Genomic DNA, 11,231 nt, shown 5'->3' with positions numbered 1-11,231 from the left:
CCACCTGATGCTTCTGCGCCCTGCCCGTTCAACCCTCATTCTTCTACGCTGCCTGCACGGCAAACCAACGAGACATACGACATTTGTAAATAGCTGGCGCTGCGACATTTGTATCTGCCTTTGACATAGGGTGTTAGAGCTTTTTGTTCGCACCGCATGGGCTACGAGCCGATTGCGTGACGCGTAGCACTCGCGCGGCGGTCGCATCGATAAAAATGCCTGCTGCGTGATCTCCCCAGCCGTAGGGAATTTTGGGCAACTAACGATTAGAGAGGCAGATCCGCCAGTTCCCAGACCTTGACCTGCGCTTGCGGCTCCTCGGAAAAGAAACCATCGAAGTTGAGAATGCGGTTCTTATCTTTGGTGAGCAATGATCGCAGGTAGTACTTTTCGCCATCGACTGTCAGCGATCCATCGTCGTAAAGCTTGATGCCGATGCCCTGCTCGGCCGCGTTGGTCAAGCTGTATCGACCAACGATTTCGCCCGCCGCGTTTTTCAAAAGAATGCCGGAAATCTTCCCCTTCGGCGTCAGCGCTTCTCCGCTGGAAGCATGAACGTATGCAACGTCGCTTGGTAGCGCAAGCGCCCTATCGGGTTCAGGATGCATGATGGGTTCTCCAAACTGACCTGAGAGGACCTGATAGAACCGGCGGCGGCCGTCCTCACTCAGATTGACGATGGCGTACGAGGCCACCTCGGTTTCTGCCTCGTTTGCATGTGTATCATCGGTGGATGCGGCCGGCTCTGTAACAACGGTCCATTGCTTCGTCTTGAACGCAACGTTGTAGCGTTTGCCGGCGATTTGGATCGAACGAGGCTTGGCCTGTGCTCTGCCGGGACACCGAAGCAAACAAACATCGGCTTGGGCCTGCATTGCGGTGGCCTTCGGCGAGGCTTGAACTTCGTCCGTCGAACTGTCAGGGGCGCCGGAAATCGTCGGTGGAAAACCGCTACTACTTGGTGGGCGTGACGGACCTAACGGGGGAGTAGACAAATTCGGCCTCCGGAAAAAATCCCGTCATGCTAAGACGGTCGCACATACCCCACGCCGCAGAGACACGAACGGATGTGTGGGTGTGCGAATGGCCGCATTTGCGTGAAGGCGGAGCACGCTTCGGCGCAACACGCCGTCATCGCACTCGCCAATGCCTCACGCATTGCTTCGCTCACCCCTGCACAATTTGATCAGCGGAACATTCGGGGCGATTCGCGCGCGATCGGTTCTCGACTGCGTGAATTTGCGGCTCGGTCCCGTGCAATACCAACGCTTCCAACACCTCACGTTGCTTCACAGGATCCAAATACTGGATGGCATCGAACATCGCACGTTTGCAATCGCCTCTGATCCTTTCGTCCAGTCCCGCAACCGCTCGACAGAGCGATTTAAGCGGTCTTGACCTAGCACCCACCGGCAGGTGTCTAATGGCATCAACGATCTCGTCGAACGCCTCCGCCTGCGCCGGGTACGGAACCCGTTCGAATTCCCAGCAGGCGACTGCCTCCAGCAACGCGCGCCGAAGCTTTAAACTCAGGCTCCTGTGAGTCCGCAAGGCCGTGTCGATATTGATTGCCAGCACCGCGGGCGGTTGATTATTCCAACCGCTCACGATGCTCAATAGTTCGAGGCTTTGCTCTTCCGGCAACTTATCAAGAACACACATCAAGCGGCTGAAGTCTTCGATGTTCAGCTCATCCGATTGCGATGCACCATCGCTCAGCGAGTAACGCAGCTCTTCGTATTCGGATTGAAGATCCAGATCCGACTCCTGCGTGTCCCCTGCACCATTTGGCGATCCTGTCTGCACGTCATAGATCGACCGAGTCGATGCAATGAATCGCGGCAGGCCAGTCAGCGACGACGACATATTGCCGCTTGGCGACTCGGCCTGAACAACGGCGAGCGATTCGCCGACGCCGGACTCGCTTTCGGCGGCCGATGGAGGAACTAGCTTCGGTACAGCCGATTCTGGAACGCGTGTCATAAGCAGATCTCTGTGAGAACGGCAAGCTTCGATTCCACGCAACCGAAGTCTGCCGGTTTGAGTGCGATTGGGCTGTGCACAAATGGGGGCGCGTATGCGACCCGCTGGGCCCGGTTTCATTGGCGCGGCCGTTCGTTCAAATTGTCCAGCCTCGGAACGAGCGGTCCGACCATCTTCTTCAGCGTCAAGTCTCCAATCGTGGGCGCATAGCCCGCGCGCTGGGCATCGCGCATTTCCGCGCCGATGTCGTCGAACACGTCCAGGTTCTTGATGCCGCCGCGCTTTTCATCATCCAGCGCCGCGTAGTAGGCTCCCGCACTCCCTTCCCTGCGGACCGCATCGAGCAGGAACTGCCTGGCTTGTTCTTCCGACAATCCGGGAGGCACGGGCGGGTACGCGAATGGCTCGTCATCGTCGCCAACATACTGGATCGAAACGTACACCTGTCGTCTGTACGCTTCGTCATCGCTCACGATACCGTCGTCGATCATGTGTCTCAACTGCGTTTCGAACGCCAAACGGCTTGCGGCTTTATCGAAGTAGCCCCAGCTGTCGGTCACGTCCGTGGCGTCGCCGTCCGTCGAAATGTAAATCACGACGCGCTTATTAGTCCCCTCGTTCTTCAGGTCGTTCTCGATTTTCTTCAACGTCGCGGCCAGCGGCGTGACACCGCCGATCGTTTCGAAGAGGCGCCTGGTCGCGGGATCTTCAGGGGATGCCTCGTTGACTTGTCCGCCCTTGAGGTCGTAGAGCCGTGTCGGCTGCTTGGAGAAGGCATTCAGCATCTTCAGCAACTGCATGCCGCTCGCGAGTTGCTCTTTGAACCGAGGCTCAGGCGCCTGCGGTGCGCCGTCGAGCCCCGTCTTCGTAACGATGGTTTCCATCGAGCCGCTCGTATCTACCACGATGATCGGCTGCTTGTCCGCGATCAAACCGGCCTCCTCGGGCGTGATGAAGCTCGGATCGAGTTCGTTGCTTTTATAGAAATTGACTCGCTCCTCGGGCGTCTTGAGAAAACTCACTCGAGCAGTGGACGTCTGACCCGCCGAGTTTTGAGCGGGGTCGCTGGATTGAGGCGAAATGCCGTAACCCTGCGAGCCGCTCGCGGAAAAACTGGCTGTCCGATTGTCGCCGCTCGGCGCATCGTTGCCCCGGTCGCGCAGTCCCTGAATGAACCCGCTTATTCCCCCACGCCGAGGTTCCGGCGCTTGCGCAGCGCCACCGGCCTGATCTGTGGGCGTGCCGTTGTAGGCGTTGTTTCGCCCCGATCCCGCGGGGCCCATTGATCCAACATTGTGTGACATCGGTATCTCCTAAGGTGTGAGCATCAATGGATGAAGCCGCAACCGTATGGCCCGAGGTCGTGCGGCAAAGCACGAGATGATGCGATATCGTCCTCGACGGGGTGCGGACCGGCGCGAAGCGATCTGCGGCTCAACGAAGGAGTGTCGAAGCACACGTCGCGCTTCGCCACTCCAGTTGCACGGACGCCTGTCGCGCGTTTCGCGTTTCTTCGGAAATCATCGACGCGCTTCGCGTGATGTGTTACGCATGCTGGCGGACGCCTCTAAGATCGCAGCAATATGCGAAAAGGAGTGCCTCATGCGCGTTGGTGACAATCCACCTCCCCATCCGATCGACCCCGCTCAGTCAAGCAACGACGAACAAGCGCCGCGAGACCCCATCGCCAAGCCGCGCGCCGCGGCGCAAGGCGTTCCTATGCCGGCACGCACGCCGGGCGCTGGAAAGACCGCTGCCTTTGGCAACGCGGTCGATAGAGCCGGCGATACGACCGCCGCAGAAGCCTCGCCAAGTCGCCCTGAAGGGGCTGCCGCATCGCAGGCGATCGTATGGCCGCCGCTTCAGCCGGAGCCGAAGCGGCCCGCAGTGATCGGCTTTTATCCGCATCGCGATGACGAAACCAACGCTAGCGGCGGCGTGCGCCGGTTGATTCGCCGCGGCGTGCAATTCGACGAGTTGCATGCAACGAGCGGAGAAGGCGGCAAAGAGGTCGTCACCGATCGCAGCACGGGCACGATCTCGCAGCAAGACCCTGCCGATCCCGCGGCGCTTGCCGACCGGCGAGGTCGTGAATCGCAGCGTTTCCTGCGCAAGCTGGGGGCGGGACGAAGCTCGACCATTACCTCCATACGGGGCAACCCCGACTTGGATCCGTTCGCGCCCGGCGCACGTCAGGACACGGCGCACCTGCTCGATCCCGAAGATGGCGTGTGGCGGACCTTCGAAACGAAACAGCAACTGATCAACCTGTTGGCCGAGCGCCGGCCGGTTGCCGTGTTGACGATGACGCAAGACGGCGCCGTCCACCAGGCTCATCGCGCGATGCATGAGCTCGTGCAAGAAACCGTCGCCGAGTTCGCCGAGCATTACGGCATCGACGCGCCCGGCGTGTTCGGCGTACGGGAAACCGGATGGGCGCCCGACGACCGCTTCGACCCGATCGATCCCGAGCGTAGCGTCCGTGTCGATCTGTCTCGCAGCGAGCAACGCGCGAAGGTGCGAGCGTTGGTTCAGTCGTTTAAGTCCCAGCCGCCCGGGCACCCCTATCGCGCGGAGAACGCCAAAGTCAACCCGCTTCATCGCTTCGACGTCTATCTCGACAGCGCGGGGACGCTGGCCACCGAAGGCACCGAGAGCGAGCGCGAAGAGAATGTGCACGGCTGGGACCATCTACGCCCCGAGGAATACTTCATCGCCAGCGACGAGACCGGACAAGCGCAGATTCAGGCATTTCAAGCGCTGTTCGAACGCAACGTATCGGTTAGGAAAGCGATCCGGCAAGCGCTCGCGAGCCGCCTGCCGCTGCCTGGCCCGCGCAGACGAACGGTCGACCTCGGGCCGTATCCGGGCAATACGCAAGAAGATTGACGACGCGCGTGTAGGGCGAATCGCGGCACGACCACGTCGGCTCAAGCGTTCTACTGTTGGTTCACTTGTGAGATGCTAGCGACCATACGGGCTAGCAACTTCGCTTTAAGCTGGTCGTTCTTCAATCGAAGCGTTAGTTCCGTCATCCTCGACACTGCGTTCTCGCTCAAGAACGCAGCGCCGTCCGCAAGGGCTGTCAACGCTGCTTCCAAGTTCGATTTCTCGGTCAAGCCGGATGCTGCATCAACGAGGTGCTCACCCTGCGTCTCGCTAAGAGACGCGCTCCCAGCGGCAAGCCCAGCGATGCCACGCGACTTGCCCTCGCCATCGCCAAGGCCCATCGTGGCATCGACTAGGTGCTCGCGCAACGACTCGCTCATTGCGGGCATGGTGGAGGATAGGCCGCGAATCGCGGTCCCTTTGGCCCAATCGTCGCGTAAGCCGCTCACGGCGTGTACGACACGCTCCTGTTGCCCTGCATCCAGCGCAGGCATCGCGGCGCCGAGACCAACGAGCCCTTCCGCTCGTGCCTGATCTTCGCCAATGCCGAGCACTTCATCAACGATTCGCCAGCGCTGCGGTTCGCTGAAATCAGCCATATTGCGGGCTAGCGTGCCAAGGGCGAATGCCCGAATCCATGGCCAATGTTGCATGCTAGCAGCGGTGATGATGCGATCTCGCTGACACTCGTTCAAATGACGCACACGGCTTGCGAGCGTGGTAAACGCAGTGGAACTGTCCATGATGTCGATTTGAAGCGCTGCATCGACCAGACGATCTTTCTGCGCCTCGCTGAAATGAGTCACGCCGGAAACCAGTTGGGCGATGGCGTGTGCCCTATCTCCACCAAAATCAATGTCGACCGCCGCGTCGATGAGGCGATCTCGCTCGTGTTGCGGCAGGATTGGAAGCATGGCGGGCGCCTCCGACCAAACGTCCTTTAACCTCTGCGGAGCGGAAAGAAGTATGCGCACGAATTCAGTTGCGACCCTCACGGGCTGCCAGCTTAGAGACGGCGCACTCGGTTGGCCCATTGTTTCGCTATAACGGACGCGTGGCGAAGCCTTCATCGGTTGCGATTGTGGGGCCTCGGATAACGGGCCGGTTGGAAGGCGGCGTGCTTTGGCTTCATTCTGAGGGGCGTCGGAAGGCGGGACCTGCGGTGTCGCATTGGCTTGCTGGGGCGAATTCCCTCGTTCAATTGGTGACATCATGGGCAACGGAGTCCCGGTGGAAGATTAAAGTGGTGGCGGTCTGAACCACGGCGATATGCGCGAAGTGGAGAGCCGCGTGGCAACGGGTGTCAATACTGACTTTGTCGGCTCGGGAATGTACCGACCTACGAATCTGCGAGTGGAGCCGCGAAGCAGTGACAAGAAAAACTCTCGGTAGAGAGGGTTCCTGTGATGCGCGAATGCAGTACGGGAGGTCGCGAAATGGCAGACGAGCGCGATAGCGGACGGTATTAGGCCGAAGGGTGAATTAGGGGTGACCGGGGCTTGAGGGCGAACTGCCGCAGCCATTGTTGGTACCCGTCGACCACATATTCGCCGCTTCGTCGCCGATAGTCGTCGGCACGGCCACGATAAACGACCCCTAGCGCATACCACGGCACTCCTGGGAGGTGGTGATGAACCGCATGAAAGTTATTGTTGAGAAAGAGTAGCCGCCAGGGGAGCGCGGCACGATTGACGACCGTTCTGCAGGCCGGGTCTGGGTGATAGCGATGCTCGCGAAACGAACGAATCGATGAAATGCACAAGGCCGGATAGCCGACTCCGCCGGTAAAGAGCGATACAGGAATCCCGCAGCTCAACTTCAGCCACGCGACGAGCTTGGCTAACGCTAGCAAATGCACGATCCAGACTGACACCTCCGCAAAGTCGCCTTTGCTGATTCTGCGCCAACTGCCTTGTGCGGTTGCGGCGAGACTGAATGCCGGTCCGATCAGCACATGACCCACGAAGGTGGTGCGAGCGACGATTAGCATTCGCACGAAACGATTGGCCTGCTGCCATTTCGTCGCGCTCACGAAGAGGCTTTCCGGATCGAGGTGCGGATGGGTAAGCTCCGACGTGGCGTGATGAGCCAAGTGCGAGCGCCGATAGATCTCGTACGGAAACCAAACGGCCAGTGGAGCGAAGCCGAGGAGTGCATTGATCCAAGCCAAGGGAGTGGGATGGCCGTGAATCAATTCGTGCTGCAGCGACATATACCAGGCGCTTACGATGGCGAGCAATAAGACAGCCACCGGAAGTCCCAGGCTGCGCGCGTGAATGGCGATGCTAAACCAAGACATGTAGATGGCGCCAAGCACTAGCCACGTCGGCCATTCAGTTCGCCATGTCCAGGATCTTCGGAAACTGTGAAGCGTTTCACGCTGCAGGGCATCGAAATAGGCCGAGGACTCACCGCCACACCGATGGGTAACGGCGGTTTTGAATGCGTCGAGTCGTTCGTCGTTTCGCTCCATCCTAGTCTCCGAAACAGGAAAGCATCGTCGCGTCGAGCATATCGGCCGTAGCGAAACGGCGTGCATCTATGAGCGAAGCGGTTTCAGTGCGAACGAACTTGGCATCGTTGAGCATCGTTTGCAACGAGCTCGAACGGGCTGTGTCACAGAGCGCTGGCATGGAGCCGTCAGCCTCCCGCCCAATACTCATTCGTGCACCGGGCCTCGCTCAGATGCGAGTTGTCCGCCCGGCTTTCATCATCACGCCGTTTCGGCTTCCGCATCCGCTCTCGACGTTGCCGATGTTGCGGCTGTAGAATCGCCTCGAACGCGGCGCGAGGGAATCCCAGAAGCTTGCGCGATCCGCGTCGATTCCTGCTTGACGGTTTCATCGACGTCGTCGGCGCCCGCTTCGATCACGTGCACGCCCATATCGCCCAGGATTTTCCGTCCCTTCGCAATCCGTTCCGCTCGTGTGATCAACGACTTGTCCGCGGCGCCAAAGAACTCCATATAGCCGTCCGCGAGCCGTCTGCCATCGGGCATGAGCGAATTGATCAGGACCATCGGTTTGTCCTTGGTCAGCGGATGACCCGCGGCTTTCAGCGCGATCGCGAAACCGATTTCCTGCGCGGTGCCGATGCCGCCTGCCAGAAAAACGCCCATATCGGCGCCGAACAACAATGCCATGCGCGAGACGATATCGCGCGTGACATACGGAACGTCGAGATCCTTCGGCAACTCGTTCTTCGCGGTTTCCTTGCCGATGACCATGTCGGTGCTGACACCGGCGATTCGTCCGTCATTGCCAAGGTCATGGTTCGCCGCCTTGAAGTACTTGGTCACCGCACCCATCAAGCCCTTCGCACCGCCACCGGTACGCGCGTCGAATCCGCTTTGCGCGATCCATTCGGCCACCGCCTTGGCTTCGCCGACCAGTCCCGGCTGCTCCGCCTTGCCGGAGGCCAACACCACCACGCTCGGCGGTGCACTCTCGCGTCCACCTGCAATCGCGCCATCGAGATCGAACTTGCCTTCCGCTTGCGCCGGCCCACCGGCGGATAAGCGGACGCGTTCATAGCCGTTCCAATGCCGTTGCAACAACCTCATCGCATCTTGCTGGTTGCGATAGGGCTTAGCCATCGTCACGAGTTCCTGACTGAGACCGTATGTGTGCTGCACGTCCACCAACTCGCCCAGGATCTTCAACTGAGGATCGTTGGCATTGACCAGCACCTGCATCCCCGCATAGTCCGGATGCAGGCTCTTGAAGACCAACGCCGAAAAGTAGTCGTAGAAGAGCTTGGCTTGGCCCGCCTTCGACGAGGGCGCAGAATCGAAGACGATCGCGTCCGATCGATCTACGCGTTCGAGAATGTCGTACGGGTCGAAGCTCGAGCGGACGAACATGTCGCGATAGGGCGTGTGCAACGCACGCTGGGCGCCGCCCTTTTCTTGAACCGACCCGCTCTTGTTCGGCGTTGTGCGAAGCCCCTGCGCGACATAGTCGTCGACTTGTCGCTGCAGTGCCTGGCCGCGTGCCACATCCGCTTCGCCGGCGAAGTCGATCCGATAATCGGCGACACGCTCTTTGCCGCGCGCGTTGTGAAAGACGAGGCCTGCGGCTTCCATGGCTCGCCCTGCCTTGACCCATGGCTGCAATGCTTCGAAGTCGGGAACGCCAGGCTCGCCATCCATGAACTGCTGGATCGAATATCCGCCAGGATTGTTCTCCATCGGCACGAACCAGCACTCCGTCGTATCGGCGCGCTTGCCCTGCTCCGGACGCCGGATCTCGTAGGTCGAAGCGCCCGTGAAATTGCGCACCTGGGCGTTGCCCGTCGCAAGGTCCATTCCGACCAAGCTGGCGGCAACGACGCTGGTCGTCCTACGCGAGAGCTTTTCTCCGGTCGCTTGCTCGTATGCGTCAAACGCGTCCGCGAAATGCTTCATCAACTGCTCGACGCCGCCGGCCGCATTGATCCACCATGTCGACTCGACACCCGGCACCGCCTGCAGCTTCGTATCCTGGCCGCCCACTTTCTCGGCGATGAGCGCCAGGGCTGCCTGCTTGGTCTTCGCGTCAAAATACGGCTCGATTTTGTCCCACTCGGGAACTTCGAAGCCGCGGTCGTCACTCATGAAAAAGAGCTTGTCCCCACGCGCGACATCGACGCCCTGTGACTTCAGCCGCTGCAGAAACGCGTCTCGGCTCAAATCGCGATGTTGGCCTTGCAGCACCTGCTGAATCGTTTCGATATAGGACTGCGCCTTGCCGGAGTTCACAGGGTGCGCGCTCGCCGCCGCTTGCGGGTGCGCTCTTCTCGACATCGATCCAAACGCCCACGGATAACGCGCGAACCTCGCGTGGCGCGCAAGTTCATCGCCGACGGTGCCGCGCGCGTTGGCCATATATGTTCCGTGCCGCTCCTCCGGCTCGCCGAGAATGTCGATGCCTTCCATCAAAAGGCGAACGTCGACATCTTTTCCGTTGATGCTGGCGCGCCAATGCTCGGCCTTGTCTTCCTTGGTCGTCCCGATATACAGCTGCGGGATGACGAGTTGCTCGGTCTCTATGGCAAACGGATCCGAACGCCTGACCGATTGAAGTGCAGATGCGATTGCGGACGGAGGCGAGGCGTGTTGCGCCGCCTTGATATCGCTGTCAAAGATGTCATACAGAGATTTCGGCGTTAGCACCACAGCATTGCGGTCGCTGTTTTTGCCGCCGCGTATCCATTGTTGGAGCTGCTTCTTATAGAAAGCGCTAGCCGTCGTGTCCTGCGGAACTGGACCGAATAGCCCTTCCCACAGCGGCTGGTAAAACTCGAGCACCGGCTCGCTGACGACCAGCGGCGTGTTCTTGACCTTACCGGAGCGCAGATGGTGTAGCGCCTCGATGATCTGATGTGGCGCATGCAAATCGCCTTCGGCCAATACGATCGCGTCCGCGGCTTTGAGTTGCTTGAGGCGTCGACGTTCGTCAGGCTTGCGGCCTCGGTAGCCGGGAACGACGATATCTAACGAAGGGAATAAGTTCTTCGCTTCGCGAGCCGCCTGAACCGTGTCACCGGAAAGTTCGTTCCAGCGCGTGTAGATGTGGTTGGTATCGAGACCGTCGCGGTTGACGTATTCCGCGCCATTTTGAACCAGGTGATTGCCAGCCTTCATCCGGTCGAGCAGATCGGTCACCCATGTTTCGTTCGATTCGATGTGCGGCTTGTTGTTGCTCGACTCGTCGATCAGCGTACGGAATACGTCGCGTGCGCGTGCGATGCGCGCTTTCGTTACGCGCGTTTGAACGTCGTCGTTCAGTGGAGTGCGATTCCGAATACGGGCGCTCTGCAGTGGCCGCAATGGTCTTGTCAGAGCCGACAAGACGTTCGCCGAGTTAGACGGGCCGCCCTCTGATGTCGATGTCGTTGGGTCCGTGGCCGCTGGTCGGTTCGGTTGATCGGCGTTCGTGAGATGGAGTGCCCTGCGGATGTTGAATGTCATTTATTTACCTGGTCGATGGATATACCGCAACCCAACTGGCTCAAGGTAATGCGGCGAGGCGAGCAATGATGCGACATCGTGCCAGAGGGGTCACGGGCCGAGGCGAAGTGAGCCGTGGCGCGGCGAAGAAGTGTTCGACCGCGCGAATGAATGTTCAGCGAAACGAAAAGGTATCCGGGCGGGGGGCCGCGCGACGGGCCACCGGACCGGCCGGACTCGCATCGGCACGGCTTGGGCAGCGGCCACCGAATCTGCTTCAGCCGAACGCCGCCGCACGTGTTCCATTTGTTCCCGCGACGCAAGACTCTTTGTCCACCGTGTGTGTTCGATTCCGCGGCCGATACGCCTACAGTGCTTCTCCATCGGATCCACCGATTCGCACGGCCAGCCGGCCGGATCAATCAACTGT

Annotated in this window: 7 protein-coding genes; 1 reads left to right on the top strand and 6 read right to left on the bottom strand. The window is 59.9% G+C overall.

Features of this window, described 5'->3' with window-relative positions:
• Nucleotides 1-266: 266 nt before the first annotated feature.
• From MMB74_RS16665 to MMB74_RS16655, 3 genes are all read right to left on the bottom strand, one after another.
• Complete coding sequence (locus MMB74_RS16665; RefSeq protein ID WP_277429754.1) at nt 267-875, bottom strand: hypothetical protein; 609 nt, start codon at nt 873-875, stop codon at nt 267-269.
• 292 nt (nt 876-1,167) lie between these two features.
• Nucleotides 1,168-1,983 (bottom strand): hypothetical protein, encoded by an 816-nt coding sequence (locus MMB74_RS16660; protein WP_277429753.1) that lies wholly within the window; start codon nt 1,981-1,983, stop codon nt 1,168-1,170.
• Nucleotides 1,984-2,099: 116 nt separating this feature from the next.
• On the bottom strand, nt 2,100-3,287 hold the full coding sequence (locus tag MMB74_RS16655) for a hypothetical protein (protein WP_277429752.1): 1,188 nt from the start codon (nt 3,285-3,287) through the stop codon (nt 2,100-2,102).
• 298 nt (nt 3,288-3,585) lie between these two features.
• On the opposite strand from MMB74_RS16655, the gene MMB74_RS16650 reads away from it, so the two are divergent.
• Nucleotides 3,586-4,872 (top strand): PIG-L family deacetylase, encoded by a 1,287-nt coding sequence (locus MMB74_RS16650; RefSeq protein ID WP_277429751.1) that lies wholly within the window; start codon nt 3,586-3,588, stop codon nt 4,870-4,872.
• A gap of 50 nt (nt 4,873-4,922) precedes the next feature.
• Here MMB74_RS16650 and MMB74_RS16645 read toward each other — a convergent pair whose 3' ends face one another.
• The 3 genes from MMB74_RS16645 to MMB74_RS16635 all read right to left on the bottom strand — a co-directional run bounded on the left by MMB74_RS16645 (nt 4,923) and on the right by MMB74_RS16635 (nt 10,702).
• Nucleotides 4,923-5,786: a hypothetical protein gene (locus tag MMB74_RS16645; protein ID WP_277429750.1), complete on the bottom strand. Its 864-nt coding sequence runs from the start codon at nt 5,784-5,786 to the stop codon at nt 4,923-4,925.
• A gap of 551 nt (nt 5,787-6,337) precedes the next feature.
• A complete protein-coding gene (locus MMB74_RS16640) occupies nt 6,338-7,345 on the bottom strand; it encodes a fatty acid desaturase (protein WP_277429749.1) in 1,008 nt (335 codons plus the stop codon).
• 240 nt (nt 7,346-7,585) lie between these two features.
• Entirely contained in the window at nt 7,586-10,702 is a 3,117-nt protein-coding gene (locus MMB74_RS16635; protein WP_277429748.1) for a hypothetical protein, read from the bottom strand.
• Nucleotides 10,703-11,231 lie beyond the last annotated feature (529 nt).

The sequence above is a fragment of the Trinickia sp. Y13 genome (assembly GCF_029522115.1).
Lineage (GTDB): Bacteria > Pseudomonadota > Gammaproteobacteria > Burkholderiales > Burkholderiaceae > Trinickia.
The sequence above is the reverse complement of the archived record's forward strand: the minus strand, read 5'-3'. Positions and strand labels throughout refer to the sequence as shown.

Coding starts and splice junctions, on each gene's coding strand:
- MMB74_RS16665 (WP_277429754.1), bottom strand. CDS start 875: ATGCAGGCCCAAGCCGATGTTTGTTTGCTTCGGTGTCCCGGCAGAGCA.
- MMB74_RS16660 (WP_277429753.1), bottom strand. CDS start 1,983: ATGACACGCGTTCCAGAATCGGCTGTACCGAAGCTAGTTCCTCCATCG.
- MMB74_RS16655 (WP_277429752.1), bottom strand. CDS start 3,287: ATGTCACACAATGTTGGATCAATGGGCCCCGCGGGATCGGGGCGAAAC.
- MMB74_RS16650 (WP_277429751.1), top strand. CDS start 3,586: ATGCGCGTTGGTGACAATCCACCTCCCCATCCGATCGACCCCGCTCAG.
- MMB74_RS16645 (WP_277429750.1), bottom strand. CDS start 5,786: ATGCTTCCAATCCTGCCGCAACACGAGCGAGATCGCCTCATCGACGCG.
- MMB74_RS16640 (WP_277429749.1), bottom strand. CDS start 7,345: ATGGAGCGAAACGACGAACGACTCGACGCATTCAAAACCGCCGTTACC.